Origin of the sequence: Corynebacterium tardum (genome assembly GCF_046717785.1) — a bacterium.
Classification (GTDB): domain Bacteria; phylum Actinomycetota; class Actinomycetes; order Mycobacteriales; family Mycobacteriaceae; genus Corynebacterium.
In genome coordinates this window covers 111,715-137,050 of record NZ_CP177104.1, presented here as the reverse complement: position 1 = coordinate 137,050, position 25,336 = coordinate 111,715, and the positions used below count along the sequence as shown (strand labels likewise).

Annotated in this window: 23 protein-coding genes and 1 tRNA gene; 14 read left to right on the top strand and 10 right to left on the bottom strand. The window is 63.2% G+C overall.

Annotation, left to right across the window (positions count from 1 at the left end; all coding sequences use genetic code 11):
• Nucleotides 1-186: 186 nt before the first annotated feature.
• A complete protein-coding gene (locus tag ACLI1P_RS00725; protein ID WP_411709166.1) occupies nt 187-1,761 on the bottom strand; it encodes an SLC13 family permease in 1,575 nt (524 codons plus the stop codon).
• 353 nt (nt 1,762-2,114) lie between these two features.
• On the opposite strand from ACLI1P_RS00725, the gene ACLI1P_RS00720 reads away from it, so the two are divergent.
• Entirely contained in the window at nt 2,115-3,023 is a 909-nt protein-coding gene (locus tag ACLI1P_RS00720) for a DUF559 domain-containing protein (protein WP_296134895.1), read from the top strand.
• A 123-nt stretch (nt 3,024-3,146) separates the two neighbouring features.
• Here the strand turns inward: ACLI1P_RS00720 and ACLI1P_RS00715 are convergent, their stop codons facing one another.
• The 4 genes from ACLI1P_RS00715 to ACLI1P_RS00700 are packed head-to-tail and all read right to left on the bottom strand — an operon-like array spanning nt 3,147 to nt 5,895.
• Nucleotides 3,147-3,440, bottom strand: a complete 294-nt coding sequence (locus tag ACLI1P_RS00715; protein ID WP_411709165.1) for a DUF202 domain-containing protein — start codon at nt 3,438-3,440, stop codon at nt 3,147-3,149.
• Complete coding sequence (locus ACLI1P_RS00710) at nt 3,437-3,799, bottom strand: YidH family protein (RefSeq protein WP_306508181.1); 363 nt, start codon at nt 3,797-3,799, stop codon at nt 3,437-3,439. The genes ACLI1P_RS00715 and ACLI1P_RS00710 overlap by 4 nt, the downstream gene beginning before the upstream one ends.
• A gap of 31 nt (nt 3,800-3,830) precedes the next feature.
• Complete coding sequence (locus ACLI1P_RS00705) at nt 3,831-4,523, bottom strand: potassium channel family protein (RefSeq protein ID WP_411709164.1); 693 nt, start codon at nt 4,521-4,523, stop codon at nt 3,831-3,833.
• The gene (locus ACLI1P_RS00700) at nt 4,516-5,895 is read right to left on the bottom strand and encodes a TrkH family potassium uptake protein (RefSeq protein ID WP_411709163.1); all 1,380 of its coding nucleotides are present in this window, start codon (nt 5,893-5,895) and stop codon (nt 4,516-4,518) included. The genes ACLI1P_RS00705 and ACLI1P_RS00700 overlap by 8 nt, the downstream gene beginning before the upstream one ends.
• A gap of 127 nt (nt 5,896-6,022) precedes the next feature.
• On the opposite strand from ACLI1P_RS00700, the gene ACLI1P_RS00695 reads away from it, so the two are divergent.
• On the top strand, nt 6,023-7,354 hold the full coding sequence (locus ACLI1P_RS00695; RefSeq protein ID WP_411709162.1) for an MFS transporter: 1,332 nt from the start codon (nt 6,023-6,025) through the stop codon (nt 7,352-7,354).
• A gap of 66 nt (nt 7,355-7,420) precedes the next feature.
• Here the strand turns inward: ACLI1P_RS00695 and ACLI1P_RS00690 are convergent, their stop codons facing one another.
• Both ACLI1P_RS00690 and ACLI1P_RS00685 read right to left on the bottom strand, forming a co-directional pair.
• Complete coding sequence (locus ACLI1P_RS00690) at nt 7,421-9,469, bottom strand: YhgE/Pip family protein (RefSeq protein ID WP_411709161.1); 2,049 nt, start codon at nt 9,467-9,469, stop codon at nt 7,421-7,423.
• Nucleotides 9,469-12,033, bottom strand: coding sequence for a YhgE/Pip domain-containing protein (locus ACLI1P_RS00685; protein WP_042528832.1), 2,565 nt, complete (start codon nt 12,031-12,033; stop codon nt 9,469-9,471). Before ACLI1P_RS00685 ends, ACLI1P_RS00690 begins: the two co-directional genes overlap by 1 nt.
• Nucleotides 12,034-12,207: 174 nt before the next feature.
• Here ACLI1P_RS00685 and ACLI1P_RS00680 point away from each other — a divergent pair, with 174 nt between their 5' ends.
• The 3 genes from ACLI1P_RS00680 to ACLI1P_RS00670 all read left to right on the top strand — a co-directional run bounded on the left by ACLI1P_RS00680 (nt 12,208) and on the right by ACLI1P_RS00670 (nt 15,372).
• Entirely contained in the window at nt 12,208-13,392 is a 1,185-nt protein-coding gene (locus ACLI1P_RS00680) for an Nramp family divalent metal transporter (protein ID WP_042528830.1), read from the top strand.
• A 20-nt stretch (nt 13,393-13,412) separates the two neighbouring features.
• Nucleotides 13,413-13,805, top strand: a complete 393-nt coding sequence (locus tag ACLI1P_RS00675) for an NUDIX hydrolase (RefSeq protein WP_042528828.1) — start codon at nt 13,413-13,415, stop codon at nt 13,803-13,805.
• Nucleotides 13,806-13,887: 82 nt separating this feature from the next.
• A complete protein-coding gene (locus ACLI1P_RS00670) occupies nt 13,888-15,372 on the top strand; it encodes an IS30 family transposase (RefSeq protein ID WP_411709160.1) in 1,485 nt (494 codons plus the stop codon).
• A gap of 140 nt (nt 15,373-15,512) precedes the next feature.
• Here ACLI1P_RS00670 and ACLI1P_RS00665 read toward each other — a convergent pair.
• Both ACLI1P_RS00665 and ACLI1P_RS00660 read right to left on the bottom strand, forming a co-directional pair.
• Nucleotides 15,513-15,604 (bottom strand) — tRNA-Ser (locus tag ACLI1P_RS00665).
• Nucleotides 15,605-15,668: 64 nt separating this feature from the next.
• Nucleotides 15,669-16,805, bottom strand: a complete 1,137-nt coding sequence (locus tag ACLI1P_RS00660) for a PucR family transcriptional regulator (RefSeq protein WP_411709159.1) — start codon at nt 16,803-16,805, stop codon at nt 15,669-15,671.
• 113 nt (nt 16,806-16,918) lie between these two features.
• Here ACLI1P_RS00660 and ACLI1P_RS00655 point away from each other — a divergent pair, with 113 nt between their 5' ends.
• The 3 genes from ACLI1P_RS00655 to hisC are packed head-to-tail and all read left to right on the top strand — an operon-like array spanning nt 16,919 to nt 21,096.
• Nucleotides 16,919-18,310, top strand: coding sequence for an amino acid permease (locus ACLI1P_RS00655; protein ID WP_411709158.1), 1,392 nt, complete (start codon nt 16,919-16,921; stop codon nt 18,308-18,310).
• Nucleotides 18,311-18,323: 13 nt separating this feature from the next.
• Nucleotides 18,324-20,003, top strand: a complete 1,680-nt coding sequence (locus ACLI1P_RS00650) for an alpha-keto acid decarboxylase family protein (RefSeq protein ID WP_411709157.1) — start codon at nt 18,324-18,326, stop codon at nt 20,001-20,003.
• A gap of 10 nt (nt 20,004-20,013) precedes the next feature.
• Nucleotides 20,014-21,096, top strand: a complete 1,083-nt coding sequence (hisC, locus tag ACLI1P_RS00645) for a histidinol-phosphate transaminase (RefSeq protein WP_411709156.1) — start codon at nt 20,014-20,016, stop codon at nt 21,094-21,096.
• Here the strand turns inward: hisC and ACLI1P_RS00640 are convergent.
• On the bottom strand, nt 21,093-21,347 hold the full coding sequence (locus tag ACLI1P_RS00640) for a MoaD/ThiS family protein (RefSeq protein WP_411709155.1): 255 nt from the start codon (nt 21,345-21,347) through the stop codon (nt 21,093-21,095). The genes hisC and ACLI1P_RS00640 overlap by 4 nt on opposite strands.
• A gap of 40 nt (nt 21,348-21,387) precedes the next feature.
• Between ACLI1P_RS00640 and ACLI1P_RS00635 the strand changes: the two genes are divergently transcribed.
• The 6 genes from ACLI1P_RS00635 (at nt 21,388) to ACLI1P_RS00610 (ending at nt 25,109) form a co-directional block, all read left to right on the top strand.
• A complete protein-coding gene (locus ACLI1P_RS00635) occupies nt 21,388-22,539 on the top strand; it encodes a molybdopterin molybdotransferase MoeA (RefSeq protein ID WP_411709730.1) in 1,152 nt (383 codons plus the stop codon).
• Entirely contained in the window at nt 22,536-23,006 is a 471-nt protein-coding gene (locus ACLI1P_RS00630) for a MogA/MoaB family molybdenum cofactor biosynthesis protein (RefSeq protein ID WP_411709154.1), read from the top strand. The genes ACLI1P_RS00635 and ACLI1P_RS00630 overlap by 4 nt, the downstream gene beginning before the upstream one ends.
• Nucleotides 22,996-23,415 (top strand): molybdenum cofactor biosynthesis protein MoaE, encoded by a 420-nt coding sequence (locus tag ACLI1P_RS00625; protein ID WP_411709153.1) that lies wholly within the window; start codon nt 22,996-22,998, stop codon nt 23,413-23,415. Before ACLI1P_RS00630 ends, ACLI1P_RS00625 begins: the two co-directional genes overlap by 11 nt.
• 606 nt (nt 23,416-24,021) lie before the next feature.
• Complete coding sequence (locus ACLI1P_RS00620; protein ID WP_408931011.1) at nt 24,022-24,339, top strand: recombinase family protein; 318 nt, start codon at nt 24,022-24,024, stop codon at nt 24,337-24,339.
• Nucleotides 24,340-24,518: 179 nt separating this feature from the next.
• Nucleotides 24,519-24,713: a toxin HicA gene (locus ACLI1P_RS00615; RefSeq protein ID WP_066492808.1), complete on the top strand. Its 195-nt coding sequence runs from the start codon at nt 24,519-24,521 to the stop codon at nt 24,711-24,713.
• Between the two features lie 3 nt (nt 24,714-24,716).
• Nucleotides 24,717-25,109, top strand: coding sequence for a hypothetical protein (locus ACLI1P_RS00610; protein ID WP_408932215.1), 393 nt, complete (start codon nt 24,717-24,719; stop codon nt 25,107-25,109).
• The last annotated feature ends 227 nt before the right edge of the window (nt 25,110-25,336 follow it).

Genomic DNA, 25,336 nt, shown 5'->3' with positions numbered 1-25,336 from the left:
TCCGTTGGTTCGCAGTGCGTGACGCTGTAGCGTATGCGCTCTGCCGTGCAACGAGGAATAACTATACCCACGCTCTAGAAAACTGACAAATCGCGACGTCACAGCAGGTTTTTCGCCCTTTGTGGCGGGTTCGCAAATCACCCGCCGTTTACCTTGAACAGCACTGCCCTAGATCAGCTATGAAGGCTAGATCGACAGGCCGAAGATGGGCACCGCCAGCAGGTAGACGGTGAGGGTGATGAGAAAGATGCCGATGATATTGAGGCCCAGACCGCCCTTGATCATCTCCCCAATCTTGACGTAGCCGGAGCCGTACGCGATGGCGTTCGGCGGGGTGGCGACCGGGAGCATGAACGCGCACGTTGCCGCCAGCGCGACGGGGATGGTGAGCAGGAGGACGTTGATGTCGCCGTCGGCAGTCAGGCCCACACCAACGGCGACGCCGCCCATGATCGGGATGAAGGTCGCGGCCGTCGCGGTGTTGGAGGTGATTTCCGTGAGGAAGAGGACCAGGGCCGCCACGGCGGCCACGATGAGCACCACCGGCAGGACGCTGAGCCCCTTGGCCATCTCACCGATCCATAAGGACAGGCCGGAGGAGTTGAATACGGAGGACAGCGACAGGCCGCCACCGAAGAGCAGGAGGACGTCCCACGGCATCTCGTTGGCAGTCTCCCAGTCCAGCAGGCGGATGCGGCGCTTGTTATCTGCCGGCAGGATGAACAGCAGGATGCCGGCGGCGATGCCCACGATGGCGTCGTCGTAGTTCTCAAACTCCTTGAGCACCAGCGGCAGGGTCACCCAGGCCGCGGCGGCGAGGACGAAGATAATGCCCGTCATGATCTGGGGGCGGGTCCAGGGGCCGAGGGCCTTGATTTCATCGTCGATAAGCTCGCGCCCGCCCGGGATTTCCTTCATCTCCGGCTTGAAGATAGTAATCAGCAGGAACCAGGCAATGAGCAGGAACGTCGCCGCCAGCGGCACGCCGACTGCCATCCAGCGGCCAAAGCCCAAGGTCACGCCCCAGGTATCCGCCATGTAGGCGTTGAGGAAGGCATTGGGCGGGGTGCCGATGAGCGTGCCGAGCGAGCCAATCGACGCCGAGTAGGCAATTCCCAGCATGAGCGCAGTAGCGAACTTCTTCTGCTTATCCCAACCGCCCACAGTCTCCGCGGTAAGCGCCAGTACCGAGGTACCAATCGGCAGCATGACCACGGCCGTAGCGGTGTTGGACACCCACATGGACAAGAAGCCGGTAGCCAGCATGAAGCCCAGGATCAGGCGCTTGGGCGAGGTGCCAATCACCTTCACCACGTAGAGCGCCAAGCGGCGGTGCAGGTTCCAGCGCTGCAGCGCCAGGGCGATCAGGAAGCCGCCCATAAAGAGGAAGATGGTGGCGGACGCATACGGCGCGCCGACTTCCTTGATGGTGCCCACACCCGCCAGCGGGAAGATGACCAGCGGCAACAGCGCGGTGGCGGCCAGCGGGATGGCCTCCGTCATCCACCACACGCCCATGAGGATGGTCACCGCGGCCACCGCGCGCAGTGCGCTCTCGGAGTATTCCGCCCCCTCCTTCGCACCCGGGGACTGCGCCACCGTATCGACGGCGTTGCTGGGGAAAATGAACCACACGATGGCCGCCAGCACCAGGCCGGCGAAGAGCCCGATCGCCATGCGGCGCCAGTCTTTGCGGTCAACGCCGTGGTCGTCCTCGCCCTCCGTGTGCGCGGTAGAGACGTGAGTGTGCGGGGTAGTCATCTGCCCCTCCTTTTCTTGGTTAGCCAGACCCACGTTGGTGCTGAAAGTTATACGGGTCACCGAATAGGCTTGCAGCCTCAGACTATCGAACCCCACACACAGCAAACAACCAGTTCCGCGCTATTACCCCCGCTAAGCGGCCATATTCACCCCTACCCGGGCGGATTTATGTACTGCAGCTACTTCCCCTTTCCAGATCCCCAGACCCGGAACCCGAAAGATGCAGGTCGGCGTCGCCTAGCGCTTGCCGACGCCCCACCACCCACCAGCAAGTTTCGGGTTCCAGGTCTGGGGGTTTGGACGTGAGAGGCGTTCGCCGCGCGCCAGGCCGCAGTATCCGCTAGAAATGAACCATGCACAACAGGGGGATTTTTGACTATATCGACGCGCATGCGATCGATCTCCGCGCACTCAACAACGATGACCCGCGATGGAGCAAGATACACGCAGGTAAGTTCCACACACTCACGTGGTGCTACGCCATCCCGCTCCACCGGTGGCTGGAGCTCAAGCCCTGGGAGCGCGACACCGCCGAGGTCTACGCCCACGCGCGTGCAGCCCCGCGCGCCATCCTCCTGGGCAAAGCCGCAGCCCGCATCCACGGCATCCCAGTGCTCCGCACACCTGGGGAGTACTTCGCCACGGTGCCCTCGAACTCCGTGCCCCAGAAGTCCAAGCGCCAGTACTTCCGCTACAAACAAACCAACCTCCATGGCCAGGTCACCGAGGTTCATGGAGTGCGGTTAACCACGCCGGCGCGCACGGCGATCGACATTGCGCGCTTCGATGGCTTCTCCGAGGGGCTCGTCGCCGCAGATCACGTGCGCTCGCAGCGCGTGTCTCAAGACTCCCTGAACTGGGCGCTGGGGAAGATGGGCCGGGTCAAGGGGGTCGGCCACGCGCGCCGCGCGGTGGAGCACAGCGTCAATGATGCTGAGTCGCCGTGGGAGTCCTACGCCCGTGCCCTGATTCTGGAAGCCGCGCTGCCTGGCATCCGCAGTCTGTGTACCCAATACTTTGTGGACAACTACCGCGCTGACCTGGCTATTAACGGCTGGTTGCTCATTGAAATCGACGGCAACGTCAAGTACAAGCACGAGCTGGAGGAGGTGATTCGCGCCGAACACCGACGGCAGAAGGCTCTGCTGAATCGCGGCTTCGTCGTGCTGCGTTTCTCCCCGCAGGAGCTTCGCGATACCCCAGACGCTTTCATCGACATCATCGCGCGACACCTCGCCGCCGGACCGCGCCGGCTGCGCTAAACCCCAAACCCCCAGACCTGGAACCCGAAACTCCCTGGTGGGTGGTGGGGCGTCTGCAAGCGCTGGGCGACGCCGACCTGCGTCTTTCGGGTTCCAGGTCTGGGGATCTGCGAACGGGAGGGGCTACCAGACCGCTATGAACGCCACCGCGCCCAGCACCATCGTCCCCGCGGTCACCGCGGCGAGCGCCCAGGCGCCAGGCAGCGGCGCGGCCTGGGAGAGGGCGCTATCGGCGTGCCGCAGCTTCGCCGTGGCCAGCCACAGCACCGCGGCGGTGACAACACCCACGACGACCGTGACCCACAGCGCCGCCGAGCGCGCCACGAGCAGGCCAGCCACCAGCGCGGCGAGGCCCGTGCGCTGCCACGCTAGGCGGGTGCGTTCCGGCTGCAGGCCGGGGTCATAGAGTTCACTCACGCCAGCAGCTCGCCCACCAGAATCATGACGCCGATGATTATCACCACGCCCACGACCAGCGCCAACGCGGGGCTAGCCGGCAGGGGCCGGGAGTGCCGCATCGCGCGCTCCGCAGCGCCCCAGTGCAGCCAGGCCACGCCCGGCAGGACAATGGCCACCACTAGCATGATGACGGAGATGACTCGGGTCAGGGTCGTATTCAGTGGCAGGTCGAAGGTCTCCAGGGCCACGCCACCGGCAATGAACGCGAGCGAAGTACGAATCCACGCCAGGAACGTGCGCTCGTTGGCCATGCTGAAGCGCGGATCGGGCTCCTCACCGGAGCCGTACACCGAACGGGGGAAGCGGTCCTTCGTCATACGCGCCACTGTAGCCGAGTACTTCTCAGGGTTAGGACTGCGAGAAGGCTTCCAGGTCCGTGGGGCTGCCCGCGACGACGATGAGGTCGTGGTGGGTGAGCGCGGTGGCGTCGGCAAGCGGGCGCCACTCCCCCAGCCCCTCCCGGCGCGAGATGAGCTGCACGTGGTGCTGCTCCCACACCTGATGCAGGTTGAGGGGGCGGCTGCTTATCGACGCCGGCGGGGCCATCACCGTCACGCCATAGTCAGCGGCGATTTCCGCGAAGTCCTCGAACCGCCCGCCCAGCAGGTGCGCCACGCGGCGGCCGGTCTCCCGCTCCGGGCGGATGACGTGGTGGACTCCCAGCTGCCGGAGGATGCGCGCGTGCGCGTCCGAATCCGCCTTGGCCCAGATGTCCTTAATACCTAGCTCCACCAGGTTGGAGGCGGTAAGGATGGAGTCCTCTAGGTCGGAGCCGATGGCCACGACGACGCGTTCCACCTCGTCGACGCCCAGCTGGCGCAGGGCCTCCGCATCGGTGGTATCGGCGCTGACCGCTTCGGTGAGGTAGGCCGCGTGCTCGCGCACGAGCTTCTCGTCCGCGTCGATGCCCAGGACTTCCACGCCGTGTTCCATGAGCTCGCGGGCCAGGGAGGAGCCGAAGCGGCCGAGGCCGACGACGACCACCGGCGGGATGTTGATGGAGCTCTTCTCGCGCCGTAGGGCGCCAAATAGGTTAGCCAATGAACGGCCTTTCTTCGGGGTAGCGGAAGCGCAGGCTCACCGTGCGCGCGGCCAAAGCGGCCACGAAGGTGGTAGGGCCGACGCGGCCGACGTACATGATGAGGCACAGCATAATCTGCGAGGGCGCCGACAAGCTGGCGGTAATACCGGTGGACAGGCCCACCGTGGCGAAGGCGGACATGACCTCGAAGGTGACCTGGTCCGCGGTGAATTCCGGATCCCACACGCGCAGCGTGGCCACGCCCAGGGCGACGAGGATGATTCCCGCCGCGGTCAGCGCCAGGGCCTGGCGGAACGTGGACAGCGGCACGCGCCGGTGGCCAATCGCTGTATCCTCCCGGCCCAGGAACTCCGAGGCCATCGCCGCCGCCAGGACGCAGGCGGTGGTGACCTTGATGCCACCGGCGGTACCGGCGGAGCCGCCGCCGACGAACATGAGCATGTCTGTGACCATGAGCGTGATGGGATGCGCCTGCCCATAGTCAATGGCGTTAAAACCCGCCGTGCGGGGCGAGGCGCTCATGAAGAACGCGTTGAGCAGGCGCTGTCCCACCGACATGCCACTCAACACCCCGGCGCGCTCCGACAGGAAGAAGAATGCCATGCCGCCGAGGAGCAGGACTGCGGTGGCCGCAAACGTCATCCGGGCCGTGACGGACATGTGGTAGACGCGCGGCTGGCCGCCGCGCCAGCGCGCGATGCGGCCGCGCGCCCGGCGGGCCAGCTCCGCCAGCATGGGGTAGCCCAGGCCGCCAGTGATGAGCGCGGCGGCCAGCGGCAGGAGGATCCAGGCGTCCCCGACGAAGGGCACGAGGTTATCGGAGTAGGTGCTAAACCCCGCGTTGTTGAAGGCGGAGATGGCGTGGAAGACGCCCTCCCACACCGCTTGACCGGCGGGAACGCCGTGGGCGGTGGCGAGGCGGATGGCGATGATGGCGGCCACCACCGCCTCGCAGATCAGCGTCACGGCGAAGGTAAACAGCAACGTATTCCGGATACCGCCGGAGACAATGGGGCGCCCCTCGGCCGCGGTGGTGCGGCGAGCCTTGAAGCTGATGCGGCCAGTCAGCAGCATGCCGGACAGGGATGCCATGCTCATGATGCCCAAGCCGCCCAGCTGGATGAGGACGATGATGACCGTCTGCCCGAAGGGCGTCCAGTAGGAGCCGGTGTCCTCGACGATGAGGCCGGTGAGTGAGACTGCCGACGTCGCCGTGAACAGCGCCGGCAGGAACGGCGTCCACTGCGGCACGTGGGCGGAGATCGGAAGCATGAGCAGGCCGGTGCCCACGAGGATGAGCAGCAGGAAGCCCGCCGCTGTGAGCTGTGCCGGGCCTTGCAGGCGGGGCCGCGAGGAATGACCGCGTTTCACAGGAGGAAATCCTAGACCCGCGCGGGCAGGCGGGACAAGGGGTGCGTGCCACACCCAACACCCCCGTAATCTGTGAATATTTATTGTCGCTAATGTAAGGCACGTCACCACGAGGTAGTTTCTTGCTATGACTAATGGAGACACTACTGCCCCCACCCCCAAGGTGGAATGGCGCACGGTAAAGGCAATTCTGGCGGCGTCGAGCGGCAACCTCGTCGAATGGTTTGACTTCTATATTTACGCCTTCTTTAGCGTGTATTTTGCCGATCAGTTCTTTAGCGGTACCGGTGAAACCGGCGCGCTCATGAAGTCTGCCGGCGTGTTCTTTGTGGGCTTCCTCATGCGGCCTATCGGCGGCTACATCTTCGGGCGTATCGCGGACCGCTACGGCCGCAAGCAGTCGATGCTTATCGCCATCATCATGATGTGCGCGGGCTCCCTGCTCTTCGCGGCGTTGCCCACCGCCGCGATGGTGGGTGCGTGGGCGCCGGTGCTCATGCTCATCGTGCGCTGCATCCAGGGCCTGTCCGTCGGCGGCGAGTACGGTGCCACCGCCACCTATATGTCTGAAATCGCCTCTTCTGGGCGCCGCGGTTTCTACTCTTCATTCCAGTACGTCACCCTCATCGGCGGCCAGCTGCTGGCAAGCCTCCTCGCGGTGATCATGACCTCCACTTTGGGTGAGGAAGCCATCACCAACGGCTGGTGGCGCCTGCCCTTCGTCATCGGCGCGCTGGCTGCCGTGGTGAGTATGTGGCTGCGCAACGGGCTGGAAGAGACGACGTCGACAAGCGAGCGCAGCGTGGAAGGCGCCGGCACCCTGCGCCAGCTCATGGCGCACCCCCGCTCCTTCTGGGTAGTCCTAGGAATTACCGCCATCGGTTCCCTGACGTTCTACACGTACACCACCTACATGCAGAAGTTCCTCATTAACACCGGCGGTTTTGCCAAGGGTGACGTCGCCCGCACGATGACGGTGTGCCTCTTCGTTTTCATGCTGCTCCAGCCGCTCACCGGCCTGCTCTCGGACAAGATTGGCCGTAAGAACACCATCCTCATCTTCGGCATTGCCTCCACGCTGGGTACCATCCCCGCCTTCATGCTGCTCAACCAACAAACCACCTTGCTAGGAGCAGGTGCCGTCATCATTCTGATCTTCGTCTTCGAGAGCGGCTACACCTCTATTTCCGGCATCCTCAAGGCCGAGATGTTCCCCACCTACATCCGCGGCCTTGGCGTCGGCTTCACTTATGCCGTGGGCAACTCTCTCTTCGGCGGCTCGGCTGAGTACGTGGCCCTGGGTCTCAAGAACGCCGGGCACCCGGATGCCTTCCCCGTCTACGTCACCATCATGGCGGCGCTCGGCGTGGTGGCCATGTTCTTCCTGCACGACAGTCGTACGCACTCCACCATCGACAACCCGGAGGGCTCCGCCTACGCAAAGAGACCCGCGCGTTAGCGGGCCTCTCAGTACGTCGTAGCGCTCCAGATCTGCAGTGCCGGAATGCTGGAGTGCGGAAAGCTGCTACATCAGCTTGGTCTTCTCCAGCGTTTCCACCCAGCCGTTGGTGAACTTCTCCAGCGGCTTGTGCAGCAGCACGCCCAGGGCCAGCATGGGCAGGACGAACAGGAGCAGGCAGAACAGCGACAGCCAGAAGTCACCGTGGTACGTGCCGGCGATGGCCGCGCGGAAGGCCCGGATGGTGTAGGTGGCCGGCAGCCACGGGCTGATGTTCTGGAACCACTGCGGCAGCACCTGCAGCGGGTACGCGCCGCCTGCCGACGACACCTGGATCACCAACATGAGCACCGCCAAGGCCTTGCCGGCGTTCGCAAACGAGACCACAAACGTATAGGCAATGAGCATGAACACCACCGAGCTGAGCCAGCCGGCCAGCAGCATGAGGAACGGGTGGGCAGGCTCGATCCGCACGAAGAAGATCAGGCCCAGGATGAGCATGGTGGACTGCACCAGTCCCACCGCGGCGAAGATGCCGAAGCGGCCAAAGTAACGCTGGATCGGTCCGTACTTGTCCTTGTTGACCACGTCGGTGCGCACGCTCACCGCGGTGAGCAGCGCGCCCACCCACAGGGCCAGCGCGGTGTACATCGGCGTCATGCCCGCACCGAAGCTGGTGACGGGGAACACGGCCTCGCGGTCGATATCCACCGGGGCCGCGATGGCGCTGGCCAGGGCGTCCGGGTCGGAGCCGATGAGATCCGCCAGCTTTTTCAGGTCACCGGATTCCACTGCGGAATCGATGTCCTTCTTCAGGTCACCGAACTCGTTGGCCTTGTTCTGCAGGCTCGCCGCCAGGTTCTGCACGGCGGTCTGGGCATCGGTCAAGGAAGAGGAGTCAATGGTTACCGGCGCATTGATGGTGTCCAGGTCCTGGCCCACCCGGCCCAGGGAATCCTGCAGCGCAGAAATGGATTCCCGCAGGCCGGAGGTGGAGATGCCGTCGATGGACTCCTTTGCCGCGTCGATGCCGGAGAGATCCGGCTTCGTGGGCTCCGGGGCGTTGGCCGCGGCCTCGAGGCGGGAGTGCAGGGCGCGCTCGTTGGCGATGGCGTCCTCGATGCGGCTGAGCGCCTTCTCCTTGTCCGCCGCGGGGATCGGCAGGGCCTCCACGTGGCCGTGCAGGTTCTGGTACTGGGCGATCGTGCCGTCCACCTGGTCCGCCAACGTGTTGAGGGTGGCAACGCGGTCGGCGCGGGAGGCCGAGGCGTCGTCGAAAAGCGCGTCAATGCGTTGGCGCACCACGTCGTAGCTGGCCTTCGTCGCGTCTAGGGACTGCTGCAGCGCATCCGTGGACACGTTGAGGGACGTGGACTGGACCTCCGGGAGCTCCAGGTTGGCGGCGCCAACGATGTTCTCCGCGCTCTCCATGAGCGGGACCGTGGTCTCCACCAGGCCCGCCAGGGAGCGGGCGGTTCGCGCGCCCATGTCCAGCTGGGACTGCACGCCGTCCGCGCGGGCCTGGATGCGGTCCAGGACCGCCTTGGTATCGCCCTGGCTCATGAAATCAGACAGGCCGGCCACGAGGTCGAAGGACACATGGCCCACGGTGCGGGTAAAGGTTTCCGCCACCTGGGCGGACACGCCTTCTGCGCCCTGGTCGGTGATCTTCGGTGCCAGCGCGTTCTTCTTCTCGTTGGTGTACAGCGACAGCCCCGCCGGCTCCGAGCCGTCAGTGTAGAAGGTCATCATGTCATCGCTGAAGTTTTCCGGCAGCACGATGGCGGCGTAGTACTCGCCGGACTTGGTGCCCTCGACGGCCTCGTCGGGGGTGGTGACTACCCAGTCCAGCTGGTCGTTGGCGCGCAGCTGATTGAGCACCTGGTCGCCCACGTTGATGGGCATGGGCAGCAGGTCGCTTTCGTAGCCGGTGTCCTCGCTGGCCACCGCCACCTTGAGCTGGCTGGTGTTGTCGAAAGGATTCCAGCTGGCCAGCACGTTGAACCACGTGAACAGCATGGGGATGGCCACCAGGCCGACGAGCATGACGATGCTCATCACGCTGCGGCGTGCCGTGCGGATGTCCTCGAGGAAAAGATCCAGTGTTCCGCGCATTACTTCTCTCCCTCCGTCTCGGCCGGTGCTACCGCAGCCAGATCGTTGTCCTCGTTGCGGGCCGGGTGCTTGATGTCATCCTCATCCAGCGTGAGCAGCTCCGCGGACTGCTTCAGGCTGATGCGCAGGTACTCGAGCGTGACGGCCGCGCCCACAATGAGCAGGCACCACGCGGTCCAGATGCCCAGGAGCAGCGGCTTCTGGGAAGGCAGGAGGCCGGAAACCAAGATGAGGATGATAACCCCCACCACGCCGGCGACGGCGACGAGCTTGAGCCAGTAGCTCCAATCGTGGTCGCGGTGGTCCAGGTCCTGCTTGAGGCCGCTGCGGCTGTCCAGCGCCTGGATGACGTCGGCGATGCGGTAGCCGTTGCCCATGACCTGCACGTTCTCGTAGTCGAAGAGCTCGGTGTCCTTGAGCTCCTTGTTGAACAGCGCGTTGAAGTGGGACAGGGCCTTGCGCAGCAGGAGGCCGCACACGAAGAACAGAAGGAACATGAAGGCCAGCACGCCCATGTACTTGAAGTAGTGGGCGCCGTAGAAGCCGCCGATGGTCTCACGCATGGCGTCGATGCCGTAGGTGAACGGCAGCAGCGGGTAGATGGCGTGGAAGAAGCCCGGCAGCAGCTCGATCGGGTACAGGCCGGATGCGCCCGGGATCTGGATGATGGCCAGCACCACGCACAGGCCGCGGCCGAGGTGGCCCAGGGAGGTCGATAGGGCGTAGATGATACTGAGGTACGCCAGCCCGATGAGCACGCCGGTGACGATGAACGCGGCCGCGTTGACGGTCTGGACACCGATGAGGATGTCGCCCGCCGTCACCACGACGGCCTGAATGACCACCATGGCGGCCATGAGCAGGAAGCGACCCAGGTAGGCCTGGTCCACGGTGACGCGGCGGAAGCCCTCCTTGTCCACCTCAACCTTGAAGATGACCATGAGCACGAAGGCGCCAATCCACAGCGAGAGGTTGGTAAACAGCGCCGCCATAGCGGAGCCGTAGGAGTCCACCGGGTAGACCGTGACCGACTCGACCTCGATGGGCTCGGCGAAGAACTGGCCGATTTCATCCGCATCGAGCCCGGTGACGTTCTGCAGCACCTTGTTGTTCATCGTGGCCTTGAGCGAGCGGACATCACCCTGGATGCTCCTCAGGCTGTCCTGCAGCGCGACCAGGTTGGTGTCGAAGTCCCCCAGCGTGTCCTTGGTGGCGAGCAGCTGTTGGGACACGCCGTCGAGGAGGCCGTCGGCCTCCCGCATGGTTCCCTTCTGTGCTTCCAGGGTGGCGCTGAGCGCGCTCGCGGTGGAGCTCAGGTTGCTCATCGCGCGGTTGATCTCCGGCACGGAGGAGGTCACGGTATCGCGCAGGGTCTGGGACGTGGCCTTGGTATCGGCCGCGGCCTGGTTAATTGCGTCGGAGCTGGACTTCACGGAATCCGCGGCGGCCTGGGTGTCCTTGCTCAGCGCGCCCAGGTTACCCAAGAGGCGACGGTTGGATTCGTTGCCCTCCTCGAGGCGCTGGACGGCGTCGTCAAGCTCCTTCGTGGCCTGCGGGGAGAGCGTGGCGGAGTTGAGCAGCGCCTTGAGCTCGGCGATGGACTGCGCGCTGGCGTCCACGGCACCGTTGGCCTGTTGGGTGGCGTAGTCGAAGCGCTGTCCCGCCTGGTCCAGGCCGGCGGTGAGATCCGCGATGGATTCCTGCGCCTGCGCGGTGCCGTCGGCGACAGCGGTGGCGCCGTTGACGAACGCCGAGGTGGACTGGTCAGTGAAGTCACCGATGCCGCCCTGGGCCTGGTTGACCAGGGAGCTGACCTCGTTGAGCGCGGCTTGGGCGTCGGTCAGCGCGGCCTCCACGTCCGCGACGGTACCCTTGGCCCCGCCCATGGACTGCGAGGCGGTGTCGAGCTTGGCCTGGATGTCCCCCAGCTTGCGGCGGCTATCGTCGATTTTCTGCGCGGTTTCACCGAAGGAGGTGCTGGTGTTGTTCATGGCGCGGGTGATCTTGGTTTCGAACTCCGTGCCGGAGTCCTTCACCTTCTCCGCGGCAACCGTGGCCACCTGCTCCTTGAACGCGGCGGTGATCTGCTTATCCAGACCCTTGGCGCCGGTGTCCGTGATCTTCACGGCGATGGCGTTGTTCTTCTCGTTGACGCGGTAGACCAGCTGCGGTTTGGTGAACGTGCCGTCGAGCATGCTCACGAGGTTCTCGCTGAAGTCCTCCGGGATAGTGACCGCGGCGTAGACGTCCCCCTCATGCAGGGCTTTGTCTGCCTCGTCGGCACCTAAGAACTGCCAGCCCAGCTGGTGGTTATCCTGCAGCTTGTCGACGACTTGTTTACCCACGTCGACGTGACCGGTGAGGTCGTTATTGGCGCCCTTGTCCTCGTTGACGACGGCAACCTTGATGTTCTCGGTATTCCCGTACGGATCACGGAAGGCCGCGATGTTGACCCAGGAGTACATCGCGGGGGTAATGACGAGTCCGATGAGGATGATCCACGCCCTGGGGACGCGGCCAAGCCTGGCTACATCTCTTAAAAATATTTTCCAACTTTGGCGCACTGAAGGGAGTGTACCCTTTACACCCCAATGCCTCTAGCCTGCCGAAATACATAAAGTAATTTAAATGATTAACAATTAAACTTTAATATAGTTTGCCGAATCAAACCCCTGGCTTGACTTGATACGGTTGGAACCTAGACTTCAAGTAGTTGAACTTTTGATACGAAGGTGCTCATGCGCAAGACCTTAATCAGCCTCACCGGCCCCGCCTTCGTTGCCGCGGTGGCCTACGTCGACCCCGGCAACGTGGCCGCCAACATCAGCGCCGGCTCCCGCTACGGCTACCTCCTGGTGTGGGTACTCGTCGTGGCCAACCTCATGGCCATGTTCATCCAGTACCACTCCGCCAAGCTGGGGCTGGTCACCCACCGCTCCCTGCCGGAAATCATGGGCGAGCGCCTCCCCCGCCGCGCGCGCCTGGGCATGTGGGCCCAGGCCGAGATCATCGCCGCAGCCACCGACCTCGCCGAAGTCATCGGCGGCGCCATCGCTCTGCAACTCCTCTTCGATCTCCCGCTGCTCGTAGGCGCGCTCATCATCGGCGCGGTGTCCATCGTTCTCCTCATCTTCCAGAAGAAGAACCAGTGGTTCGAGGGGCTCGTCATCGGCCTGCTCCTGGTTATCTGCATCGGCTTCCTTGCCGGGCTTGCCATCGCCCCGCCCGACCCTGCCGACGTGGCCGCGGGCCTCATCCCCCGCCTAGAGGGCAAGGACAGCATCCTGCTGGCCGCCTCCATGCTGGGTGCCACCGTCATGCCGCACGCCATCTACCTGCACTCCTCCCTGACCAAGCAGCGCTTCCCCGACCTGGAAATCCCCCACGTGCTGGCCGGCACCCGCGCAGACATCGCCGTGGCGCTGTCCATCGCCGGGCTCGTCAACATAGGCCTGCTGGTCCTGGCGGGCTCGGCCCTCTACGGCGTAGACGGCACGGAGACCATCTCCGGGGCGCACGCGGCGATTGCCAGCCACCTCGGCCCGCTGGCCGGCGTTCTCTTCGCCGTCGGCCTGCTGGCCAGCGGCCTCGCCTCGACGTCGGTGGGCGCCTACGCCGGCTCCGAAATCATGGACGGTCTGCTCCACATCAAGGTCCCGCTCCTAGTGCGCCGCCTGGTCACACTCATCCCGGCGCTGGTCATCATCGCCTGCGGGGTCGACCCCACCATGGCGCTGGTGGTCAGCCAGGCGCTTCTTTCCCTGGGCATCCCCTTCGCCATCATCCCGCTTTTCCGCTACGCCGGCTCCCGGGACGTCATGGGTCAGTTCGCCGCAAAACCTTGGTCTATGGCCGTGGGCTGGACGCTTGCCGCTCTGGTCATCGCGCTCAACCTCGCCCTCGTGGTCCTCCCACTGCTCTAGGCCGCCTACAATCGGCAGCCATGATTGAAGTCGCAGCCGTCGTCATCCGCAACGCCGCGGGCCAGGTCCTCACCGTGCGCAAGAAGTCCTCCACCAAGTACCAGCTGCCCGGCGGCAAGCCCGAGGAGGGCGAGGCGCTTGTCGACGCCGCCCTGCGCGAAGTCGCCGAAGAAGTAGGACTCACTCTCGACGCCGAGAGCCTCAACGAGCTCGGCACCTTCGACGCCCCCGCCGCCAACGAGCCGGGCGAGGTCGTCGTGGGCACCATCTTCACCTACGCCCGCGCCGTCACCACCGACGCACCCCACGCCGCCGCCGAAATCGGCGACACCGCCTGGGTCAACCCGGCGCACCCTGACCGCGAGCTTGCGCATCTGTTGCGGGACCGCGTCTTCCCCGCGCTGGCTGGGTAGGTACGTTTCTTACAAATAAGACCCCTGATCCCACGGCGGGCTCAGGTGGTGAATGCATCTATACAGCTGGGAGGTTGTGTAGATGTCAGGTGACAAGAAGCTACGTGAGCAGTTTGTGGAGGCGTATCTGCATGATGCGCGTCCGATGCCATTGATCCTGAAGGAGTTGGGGGTTTCGAAAGCTCAGGCGAGGGCGTGGCGTCAGGCTGAGGGCCTTAGCCGTGCTCGGCGCCAGCGGAGTTTGGTTGACGAGCAGTATCAACACGTTGTTGCTTTGGTTGAAAGCGGCCGGTCTGTGCTCAGCGCAGTTAAAGAGGTCGGGTTCCCTCAGCGGTTGGCCTATAGCTACCTTGCCCAGGACGGGTTTGAGCTCGTCCAAGGCAACCGTGGTGGAACCGCACAACACCAGCGGGATCGCATCGCTAAAGCTTTACAGCTTGTTGATGCTGGCAAAAGCTATAAACAGGCCGGTCAGGTAGTTGATCGCAGTGATGCCACGGTTAAAGCGTGGCATCATAATCGCATGTCTGGGCGTTTGATACTCAATGATCATCCCACTGAATCCGAATCGAAGGTAGGACGCGGAAAGCGTCTTATCCGCCATGACCGAATAGCGATAGGCTACCTGCTTAAACAGGGGCTTACTCACCGTGAGATTGCAGCCCAACTGGGCCGCAACCAGTCGACGATTAGCAGGGAAATCGCCCGTGGGATGACTGAGCATGGCTACGATGCCCTCGTGGCACAAAAGCGGGCTGTGGACCGTTTAGCCAGGCCTAAACCCCGCAAACTCGATACCAACCCGCAGCTGCGTGCCTTGGTCATCGAGGGATTGAACACGAAGTGGTCGCCTGAGCAGATTTCGAACTATCTTGCCCGCTGCTTCAGTAAAGGTGGGGATATGTCAATTAGCCATGAAACCATCTACCAAGCTCTCTACATCCAAGCTAAAGGTGCTTTGCGCCACGAGCTGAAAGTAGAAAAAGCGCTGCGTTCTGGGCGGACCGGACGAAAGCCACAATCACGCCTGCCAGCCCGCGGTAATCGAAGCTGGATTGGTGAGGACTACCGCATCAGCGAGCGCCCTGCCAGCGTTGAAGACCGCGCTGTCCCAGGACATTGGGAAGGCGATCTCATCATCGGACAAGGAGGAAGCACTGCACTCGTGACCTGTGTGGAACGCAGTACTCGCTACACCATGATCCGCAAACTGGATGTTCATGATTCCGCCACAACTGTCGACAAGTTAATCGAGATGTTCACCGGCAAAATACGCAACATCACCAAGACTCTCACCTGGGACCAAGGCGTTGAATTAGCCCAAGTAGACAAGCTGAGCATCGCACGTGGACTAGCAGTCTACTTCTGTGATCCGCACTCGCCCTGGCAGCGCCCTACCAACGAAAACACTAACGGGCTAGTCAGAGACTTCCTACCTAAAGGAAGCGACTTTAGTACCCTGACCGACAAGGATGTCCAACACATTCAAGACCTTCTCAACGGGCGCCCCAGAAAGGTCCTCAACTGGTATAAACCCGAAGAGAAGATACAAGAACTATTCAAGTGATGCATCCACCACTTGAAACCGCCCACGGATTTTCGGGGCTTATTTGATCGATATGCACTTGCTTGCCTCGGAAAAGCCGTTGCCAACAACAAAACGCAGAACCCGAGCCACCGGTGAAACGATGACTCGGGTTCTGTAGTTGGCGGAGACGAGAGGATTTGAACCTCCGGACCTACGCAAGTAAGTCAACTCCTTAGCAGGGAGCCCCATTCGGCCGCTCTGGCACGTCTCCAGCGATTCGCAATGAATCGTCCATCACTCTACCTGAGCGCTTCCCCTGGGAACAAAATGGGGGTCTAGCTTCCGCGGCCCTCAAGCGCAGCATGCAATTTGAGGGCAACGTAGAGAGCCGCGCTGCGCCAGCCATCATCCAGCACGCCAGGCCCGAGAATCTCGCGGACGCGGTCCAAACGGTAGTGCAGCGTGGCGCGGTGAATGTAGAGTGCCGCGGCGGTCGCAGAGACGTTGCGGGAATGCTCAAAGTAGGTCAGCAGGGTGTGCCAGTAGGAGTTGCGGGGGTCGTCGAGAAGCACGGCGGCGTCCGGGCTGATCTCCACCACCGTGGCCGGGGTCAGCTCCCACCCGCGCAGCAGCCGCCACGCGCCGGCACTCTCCCAGCTCATAGAGTCCACCCCGCGGAGCGTGGCCACGTCCGCCATGAGCCGCGCCTGCCGGGCCGTCGGCGCCGAGCCGCGCGCAAGCACCTGCGCGCCGGCGACCAGACAGGCGCTGCGCAGTTCCTCCATGACGGCGGCGGTGTCTTCGCCGCCCCGGGAGCATTCGATGAGCACAAGGGAGTCGTGGGAGTCCGCCACCAAGAAGGGCCGGCGCGCCAGTGGGCGGGCCAGCTCCACGGCCACCGCACGTTTGTCGCCGTCCATCAGCACGCGGTGCACGGTGAGCGCGCCATCCGAAGGCAGGAGATCGCGCTCGCGGGCCGTCGCCAGGGCGGCCGCGTCGCCGGAGAGCACCTCGCGGGTCATCTCAGCGAGCTGTTGGGCGCGGGCGGCAAGGGGCGCATCGCGTTCGTCGATAAGCCTGGCCAGGGCCGTAAGGAGGGAGCCGAGGCGGACCACGGGGGCATCCCCCAGCGGGGGCTCGTCGATGATCCACAGGTATCCCACGAGTTTTCCCTGGTGCCGCAGTGGGACGACCACGCGCGGCAGCATGTCGTAGCGAGGGTTCGCCGGCAGGCGCACCGGCAGGACCGCGTCCTGGATGCCGTAGCTGAGCATCCACGGGATGGGTTCCGGCGGCGGAGTGCGGTGGAGAATTGACGAGGCGCGGTGCTGGTCAATGGCGCCAATCTGGGCACTCGCCGCAATCACCGCGATGGCGGGGGTGGTTACCTCCACGGAGCGCCGCAGAATCCGCGCACATTCGTCCGCGATATTCTGGATGCTCATCAGCTGCGGAGGCGACTCTTTCGACATGTGTCAAAGATACTTCCGCGAATTGTCTAGTGACAAACAAAAGTGTGACGCGCAATAATTCCCTACACAACAATGACTCACGTCACATCAGCTATTTGATGAAGGATCTCATCATGACCACCACCAGCACCCCCGTCAGCGCGGAGGGCACAAGCCCCAGTGCCGCGCTTGACGACGGCCTGCAGCGCGGCATGAAGTCGCGCCACCTGCAGATGATCGCCTTCGGCTCGTGCATCGGCACGGGCCTCTTCTTGGGCTCCGGCGCCTCCATCCAGGAGGCCGGTCCCGGCGTCATCGCCGCCTACGCCATCGGCGGCTTCATCATCTTCCTCATCATGCGCATGCTGGGTGAGATGGCCGTGGCGCACCCCGTTGCCGGCTCCTTCAGCGCCTACGCCCGCGAGTACATCGGCCCCATCGCCGGCTTCGTCACCGGCTGGAACTGGTGGTTTACCACCATCGTCGTCGGCATGGTGGAACTCACCGCTGCCGGCACCATCATGGATTTCTGGTTCCCCGGCATCCCGCACTGGCTCACCGCCCTCGTCGCGCTCGTCATCGTCACCGCGATCAACCTGGTGCACGTCGGCGCCTTCGCGGAGGCGGAATTCTGGCTTTCCCTCATCAAGGTTGTCGCGCTCATCCTCATGATCGTCGTCGGCGCGGCCATCGTTTTCGGCCTCACCCCGGAGCCCGCCCTGGGCTTGAGCAACATCACCGAGCACGGCGGCTTCTTCCCCAACGGCTCGGCAGGCATGCTCTTCTCCCTCGTCGCCGTCATCTTCTCCTTCGGCGGCATCATCTCCATCGGCACCGCCGCGGGCGAGGCGCAGGACCCCTCCGAATCCCTTCCCAAGGCCATCAATAACGTCATCTGGCGCATCCTTATCTTCTACGTCGGCGGCATCGGCATCATCGTGCTGCTCGCCCCGTGGAACGAGCTCGATACCTCCACCTCGCCCTTCGTGCGCGCGCTGAGCACCCTAGGAATCACCGCCGCGGCCACGGGACTCAACCTCATCGTGCTCGTTGCCGCCGTCTCCGTGTTCAACACCATGACCTTCTCCGGCGCACGCATGCTGCGGGATCTCTCCCGTGGCGGCCAGGCCCCGCCCTTCTTCGATTCCGTCAGCGCCAAGGGCGTGCCCGTTCGCGCGCTGCTCTTCAACTCCCTGCTTATGGGCTCTGCCGTGCTGCTCAACTTCCTCTTTGAGGGCAAGATCCTCATCGTCCTCATGGCCATCATCGTGGGCGCGGAGCTCATCTCCTGGTCCGCCATCGCCGTAGCGCACCTCAAGTTCCGCAAGCGCTGCCCGGATGCCGCCTTCCGCGCGCCGCTCTACCCGGTGGCGAACTACCTGTGCCTGGCGTTCTTCGCGCTCGTGGTTGTCCTCATGTTTATGCTTCCGGACTACCGCACCGGCGCCATCGTCCTACCCTTGTGGATTGTGACCCTGGCTCTCATCTGGCTGGGCAAGAAGCGCCACGACGCCCGAAACAAATAGAAAGGACTCCTCCATGCAGACCACCATCGGTGATTTCATCCTGAACCGCCTCAAGGCCATCGGTATTACGGAGATCATCGGCGTGCCCGGTGACTTCAACTTGAGCTTCCTCGAGCAGATCGAGGCCGCCGAGGGCATCCGCTTCGTCGGCGCCTGCAACGAGCTCAACGCCGCCTATGCCGCGGACGGCTATGCCCGCCAGAAGGGCGTGGGCTGCCTGCTCACCACGTATGGCGTGGGCGAGCTCTCCGCCCTCAACGGCATCGCCGGTGCCCGCGCCGAGCACGTCCCGCTGGTGTCGCTGGCGGGCGCACCACCGCAGTACGCCACGGAGTTCCGGTGGAACCTGCACCACTCGCTTGCCGATGGCGACTTTGCCAACATGCTCGACTCCATCGCTCCTTTCACGGAGGTGGCCACACGCGTATCACCCATGAACGTGGTGGAGGAGTTCGACCGCGCTCTGCACGCCTGCCTGCGCGAAAAGCGCCCGGTGCACATTCAGATTCCCTCCGACATCACCCACCTCACCGTCGAGGTGCCGGATGAGCCCTTCTCCACCGAGCTAGCCCCCTCCGATCCCGAGCGCCTCAACGCCGCCGCCGACTACGTGCTGGAGCACCTAGCCAAGGCCCAGGACCCCATCATCCTCATCGACCAGGACACCAACCGCCACGGCTTCACGGAGAAGTTCCGCGCCATCATCGACAAGGCCCAGCTGTCCTACTCCCAGCTCTCCTCCGGCAAGGCCATCCTGTCGGAGCGCCACCCGCTCTTCATCGGCACCTACAACGGCGCCGCGTCCGCCCCGGGCGTGCAGGAGCGCATTGAAAACTCCGACTTCCTGGTCACCACGAACCCGCGCTTCATCGAGGTCAACTCCGGTTCTTTCACCCACAACCTGGCGAACGCCCACGTCTACAACTTCGGCGACCAGCACCTCAACGCCGACGGTGAGTACTTCGTGGGCATTCAGACGCTGGAGCTTCTCGACGTCCTCCTGGACCGCATCCCGGAGGCGACTCCCGGGACGTCGGCAAGCACTGCGTTCGAACCCGAGCCCTTTGAGCCGAACCCTGACGCCGCGCTCACCCAGGAGCGCATCTGGCCGCAGATGCTGGGTTTCATTCAGGAGGATGACGTGGTCATCGCCGAAGCCGGCACCTCCAACATCGGCCTGGGCCAGCAGCGCATGCCGGAGGGCGTGCAGTACATCAACTCCACGATCTGGGGTTCTATCGGCTTCACATTGCCCTGCGTGCTGGGCTCGCAGCTAGCGAACCCGGCGCGCCGCCACGTGCTCTTCATCGGTGATGGCTCCTTCCAGCTCACCGCCCAGGAGCTCTCCACCATCCTGCGCCAGGACTTGAAACCCATCATTGTGCTGGTCAACAACGATGGCTACACCATCGAGCGCTTCATCTTAGGCATGGAGCGCGAGTACAACGAGATTCAGCAGTGGGACTACACTGCGCTGCCCAAGGCCTTCCTGCAGGACACCACGATGGAGTCCTACACCGCCGCCACCGAGGGCGAATTAGCGAAGGCTCAAGAGGACATCGCCGCCCACCCGGAGCGCGGCGCCTTCCTGGAGGTGCGCCTCGATCCTTTCGACGCCCCGAAGGGCCTGCAAGCCTTCGGCCCGCAGACCGCTGACTTCGACTTCGGGCCGCGTGGCCCGCGCAACGCCTAAGGTGGACACCATGATTCGTTCAGATCTTTCATCCCTGCCCGTCTACGTGCCCGGAAAGAATTCCGAGACCGCCCTGAAGCTGTCCTCCAACGAGGCCACCCAGGAGCCGCTGCCCGGCGCGTTGAAGGCCATGGAGAGCGCTGTTGCGCACGTCAACCGCTACCCGGACATGGGCGCGGTGGAGATCCGCAAGGCCCTGGCGGAACACCTTGGTGTTAGCCCGGAGCAGGTCACCACTGGTGCGGGGTCCTCGGCCATCTGCCAGGAGCTGGTGGAAATCACCTCCGTGCCGGGCGATGAGGTCATCTTCCCCTGGCGCTCCTTCGAGGCCTACCCCATCTTTGCCCAGGTTGTCGGTGCCACCCCGGTCAAGGTCCCGCTCACCGCGGACCACCGCGTGGACTTGGACGCCATGGCGGCAGCCATTACGGACAAGACCCGCCTGATCTTCGTGTGCAACCCGAACAACCCGACCGGCTCCATCATCACCAAGGAGGAGTTCGACGCCTTCCTGGCCAAGGTTCCGGAGCACATCATCGTCGCCCTCGATGAGGCCTACATTGAGTACAACCGCAATGATGCTATCCCGCTGGCCACGGACTACGTCCACACGCACGACAACGTCATTGGCCTGCGCACCTTCTCCAAGGCCTACGGCCTGGCCGGCATCCGCCTGGGCTACGCCTTCGGCAACTCCGAAATCATCGCAGCTCTCAGCAAGGTGGCCATCCCCTTCTCCGTGAACTCGGTGGCACAGGTCGGCGCCCTGGCCTCGCTGGCCTCCCAGAAGGAGCTACGGGAACGCACCGATGAGACCGTGGAGCAGCGCGATCGCCTGGTCAAGCACTTCGCGGACTTCGGTGTGCCGGAGTCCCAAGCCAACCACATCTGGTTTGCTGCAGACTCCATTGCGAAGCTGGGCTCCCCGCAGGAGGTGGCCGAAAAGCTCGCGCAGCACGACGTCCTGGTCCGCGCCTTCCCCGAGGGCGTGCGAGTCACCGTCACCACGGCAGAGGAGACTGAAACCCTGCTCAAGGCATGGGACGCCGCCTTCGGAGCAGCAGAGCCCCCAAAGGCCCAAGCCAGGATCTAGCCGCCGGCGAAGGGCGGGAGGACGTCGACGCGGGAGGCGCCGGAAAGCACGGCGTCCTCCGTAGCGCTCGCACCATCCACCAGGAAGGTGCAGCGTTCCAGCACCTCCGCAAAGCTCATTCCGGCCTCGGTGCTGCCTGTATGGCGGTCACGCAGCACGTTCAGCAACTCGCCCAACGTCGCCGCCTCCACGGTGTCCTGCGCGCGCCCCGCGGCGGCGCGGGCTGCGGCAAAATAGTGAACATCAACCATGGCTGCTACTATGCCAGCCTCTGTGACTGGAAGGAACTTGATGCGCACCTATGAGGAACACCTCGCCGCCGTTCGCGCGGCTCTTCCGCAGCCCCGCGCGGGCTCCACGCCGCTGACCAGCGCTTTCGGCCGCCGCGCTGCGGCTACCTACCGCGCGGAGGCGGACCTGCCGCCCTTTGATAACTCGCAGATGGACGGCTACGCGCTGCCCACGTGTGACGGCGGAACCTTCACCGTGGGCCGCACCATCGCGGCGGGAGACGTTCCTGGTGAGCTCACGGACGGCACCGCCCTGCCCATTATGACCGGCGCCAAAGTTCCCGCGGGCACCGCCACCATCGTCCCCGTCGAGCACTGCGAGCCCCCACACTTCCCGAAAGAAGGCGCTACCGTCACCGTGCCGGCAGCCCGTGAGCAGTTCATCCGCCGGGCGGGCTCCGACGTCCAGGCCGGCACAACCCTCATCAACGAGCACGCGCTTCTCGACGCCCCCTCCATCGCCACCCTCGCGTCCCAGGGCCTCACCGAGGTCCTCACCTTCGCTCCCGCCCGCATCCTCATCTGCACCGGCGGCGCTGAAATCGGCGGCGGCGGCGAGGCAACCATCCCTGATTCCAATGCGCCCATGCTTGCCGCCCTGGCCACGCAGTACGGCATCGACGTAGCCGGCTTCGTGCGCACGAACGACGATCCCGCTGCCCTGCGCGCGGACCTCGCCGAAGCAGTCATCACCCACCGCCCCGATGTCATCGTTACTTCCGGCGGCATCTCCCACGGAAAATTCGAGGTCATCCGCCAAGCCTTCGAAGAAGACGGCTGGTTCGGCCACGTGGCTCAGCAGCCGGGTGGACCACAGGGCCTGTCCCGCCTTGGCGACGTCCCCGTAGTCTGCTTCCCCGGCAACCCCATCTCCACGCTGGTGAGCTTCCGCCTCTACTTGGCACCCGTCCTTGGCCGCACGCCGGCTCCTTTCCACGCGCACCTTACTGAGCCCGCGGATGGCCTCAACAACCGTGAGCAGTTCCGCCGCGGAACTATCAGCATCGCCGATGGCACCGCCCAGGCTTCCTTCCTCGGCGGCACCAGCTCCCACCTGATGTCCCAGGCCATCGGCGCAACAGCCCTTATTCGTATCCCCGCCGGCTCGCAACTTTCAGCCGGCGACCTCGTGGAGGTGTTCCCGCTGTCATGACCCGCACTGCACTCGTTATTGTTGCCTCAACCCGCGCCGCCGCCGGCGAGTACGAGGACCGCTCCGGCCCGATCCTGGTGAACTTTCTTCGTGAGCAGGGCTTCGCTACCCCAGAGCCGGTCGTCGTCGCGGACGCCGACATCGACTCCGCCCTGGCCACCGCCTTCGCCGAGGCCCCCTCCGTCATCCTCACCTCCGGCGGCACCGGCATCACACCGGATGACCGCACCGTCGAAGCGCTCACCCCACACCTCGAGCGCGAGCTGCCCGGCCTGGCCCACGCCTTCTACGCGCACTCCGCCGCCATCCCCACCGCGGCGCTCTCGCGTACCGTTGCTGGCGTCTCCAACACCACTTTCGCCATGGCCCTGCCCGGCTCGACGGGCGCTGCCAAAGACGGCTGCACGGTCCTCGAACCAGTTCTTCACCACATCATCAACCAGCTGGAAGGCATTCATGAGCACTGATTTCGGCCTTATCGGCGCGCACATCAGCGCTGAGCCCATCACGGCCCCGGACATCGCCACCGCGGAAACGGGTGCTGTCGTTGTATTCGACGGCATCGTGCGCAACCACGACTCCGGCCGCGGGGTCAAACTCCTGACCTACACCGCGCACCCCAGCGCCCAAGAAGAGATCGAGCGAGTGGCCGCTGACGTCGCCGCCGCCTTTCCCGCCGTGCGCCTGTGGTGCGCGCACCGGACTGGAACACTAGAAATTGGCGAGTCCGCCTTCATCGTCGCCGCTTCCTCCGCACACCGCAAGGACGCCTTCGAGGCAGCCTCAACTTGCGCGGACCGTGTCAAGGCGGAAGTCCCCATCTGGAAGGAACAACTCCACACCGATGACACCACCACGTGGGTAGGCTTGGAATGAACAGTCGTATGCACTGTCGGAATTCGGTATGGGCGGGAAATTGAGATAGATGTTTTGGTAAATTGGCGACCACATCGAAAGCTGGGTTCCCCGATTATTCCCTTTAGGTGTAGGAACTCAACTTTAAAATGCGCTGCTATGCGCGGCGGTACGTTTGATGAGAGCTCATGGTCGGGCCGTAGGGGAGCCAAGAAACAGCATTATCAACGCGAGCAATGAGATCTCTATTATTACCGCAGATACCGTGGTCTCCTATCCATGAGCCGACTCCAGCTCCTAGTGCGCCGCCAGCAGCGCCTATCCCAGAAGCAAGAATGATCCTTTATACCGTAGAGATAAACCTCTGACATGTAGATAAGCCTCTGGACACTAAAGCACTCAGAGATACTATGCAGTTGGCATGAAAATGCCCCCCAATACCGCGTACTGGGGGAGTCTCATCATCTACAGTTTCGTAGGCAAATCCAAGATGCTCTTATTGAAATCGAATCCTTGCACTTAAAGGAAGAAATCCAGTCCCCGCACACTTGACATGCAGGCCATAAGCTATAACTCCTCCAGCTTCTCCTTGAGGCTCTGCAAATGTTCCGGTAGCAACCCCACCGCCTGGTCGATGAATCCACCGAACGCGGAGTATCCGTCAAGTTCCTCAAGGAGGGACAGACCTATTCATTAGATTCCAGTCCGGTGGCCAGGCTCATGCTCGGCCTATTCGGGTCTGTGGCGGAGTTTGAACGCGCGATTATTCGCGAGCGCCAAGCCGAAGGCATCGCGAAAGCCAAAGCCCGCGGCGTCTACAAGGGACGCGCCAAAGTCCTCAACGAGGAACAAATAATGCAGGCGGGCGAGTGGGTAAGCGAGGGGATTTCGAAAGTAGAGGTTGCCCGCAGCCTCGGCATTGGGCGCACCACGCTGTATAAGTAACTCAACCGGTAAGGCCTGACGCACCCTGCTATGCCTATTGCTATAGGTATTGCTATACCACTAACTATTTGCGTTGCTACTGTTTTATCTCCACCGGCAGTAGCCGGAGTTAGTCAGTCCGATCGGCAGTAAGTATAGAGGACTATACTTGAAATCGTTTAGTTTGCTATACTATCGTTGTGACCAAGCGGAAAGACATTCTTAAAAACATCGCCGACTTTGCAAAAAGAACAGGTCAAACGCTCACGATAAAAGAGGGCGGTAACCATACTCGAATCTGGGTTGGCGAGAAGTACACCACCGTGGGGCGCCACAAGGAGATTGACAATCTCATGGCTCGTAAAATCTACAAGCAAATCGGAATGGAACAGTAGGACATGAATACGTTTACTGCCTGTGTTGAGCGCGGCGAGAACTGGTGGGTTGCCCAACTTGTTGAAGACCCTGGCGTTATCGTTCAGGCGCGTCGTCTTGACCAGATTCAAGAAGAAATCCGTGACGCTCTCGCCCTTTTCCCGGAGCTTACCGATTCGCCCGAAACAGCTATGGTTCATCTTGACCTTGTTGGTGAAGTAGAGCAACAAGCTCAAGCTATCCGCGAACAACTTGCCGCCATCCGCGAGCGTGAAGCTCACGAGCTTGCCAATATGTCGCAACATGCTCGGCGGCTAGCGGATAGTGGGTACAACTACCGCGATATTGCCTACCTTCTCGGTATCACCTACGGCAGGGTGGGGCAAATACTCAAAGAGGAAACCAGCACTGCCTAAGTATGTGCGGGCAGCCCAACGAACGATAGTGAGGCGGGAGCCCTTTCGATCGTAAGGACGGTATCCAACTTTAATTTGACCGATCACCCTTGGTATAGATCTACAGGGACATAGTTACAAGCGACCAGGTAAAATAGGTAAACGTGCAGGTTAACCCCTGTGGATAACTTGGGGTTGGTCAAGTCCTCGGAATTGGTGTATCTGTGCTTTCTGAATCGAGGACAGTG

Coding starts and splice junctions, on each gene's coding strand:
- ACLI1P_RS00725 (WP_411709166.1), bottom strand. CDS start 1,761: ATGACTACCCCGCACACTCACGTCTCTACCGCGCACACGGAGGGCGAG.
- ACLI1P_RS00720 (WP_296134895.1), top strand. CDS start 2,115: ATGCACAACAGGGGGATTTTTGACTATATCGACGCGCATGCGATCGAT.
- ACLI1P_RS00710 (WP_306508181.1), bottom strand. CDS start 3,799: ATGACGAAGGACCGCTTCCCCCGTTCGGTGTACGGCTCCGGTGAGGAG.
- ACLI1P_RS00695 (WP_411709162.1), top strand. CDS start 6,023: ATGACTAATGGAGACACTACTGCCCCCACCCCCAAGGTGGAATGGCGC.
- ACLI1P_RS00690 (WP_411709161.1), bottom strand. CDS start 9,469: ATGCGCGGAACACTGGATCTTTTCCTCGAGGACATCCGCACGGCACGC.
- ACLI1P_RS00680 (WP_042528830.1), top strand. CDS start 12,208: ATGCGCAAGACCTTAATCAGCCTCACCGGCCCCGCCTTCGTTGCCGCG.
- ACLI1P_RS00675 (WP_042528828.1), top strand. CDS start 13,413: ATGATTGAAGTCGCAGCCGTCGTCATCCGCAACGCCGCGGGCCAGGTC.
- ACLI1P_RS00670 (WP_411709160.1), top strand. CDS start 13,888: ATGTCAGGTGACAAGAAGCTACGTGAGCAGTTTGTGGAGGCGTATCTG.
- ACLI1P_RS00660 (WP_411709159.1), bottom strand. CDS start 16,805: ATGTCGAAAGAGTCGCCTCCGCAGCTGATGAGCATCCAGAATATCGCG.
- ACLI1P_RS00655 (WP_411709158.1), top strand. CDS start 16,919: ATGACCACCACCAGCACCCCCGTCAGCGCGGAGGGCACAAGCCCCAGT.
- ACLI1P_RS00650 (WP_411709157.1), top strand. CDS start 18,324: ATGCAGACCACCATCGGTGATTTCATCCTGAACCGCCTCAAGGCCATC.
- hisC (WP_411709156.1), top strand. CDS start 20,014: ATGATTCGTTCAGATCTTTCATCCCTGCCCGTCTACGTGCCCGGAAAG.
- ACLI1P_RS00640 (WP_411709155.1), bottom strand. CDS start 21,347: ATGGTTGATGTTCACTATTTTGCCGCAGCCCGCGCCGCCGCGGGGCGC.
- ACLI1P_RS00635 (WP_411709730.1), top strand. CDS start 21,388: ATGCGCACCTATGAGGAACACCTCGCCGCCGTTCGCGCGGCTCTTCCG.
- ACLI1P_RS00630 (WP_411709154.1), top strand. CDS start 22,536: ATGACCCGCACTGCACTCGTTATTGTTGCCTCAACCCGCGCCGCCGCC.
- ACLI1P_RS00625 (WP_411709153.1), top strand. CDS start 22,996: ATGAGCACTGATTTCGGCCTTATCGGCGCGCACATCAGCGCTGAGCCC.
- ACLI1P_RS00610 (WP_408932215.1), top strand. CDS start 24,717: ATGAATACGTTTACTGCCTGTGTTGAGCGCGGCGAGAACTGGTGGGTT.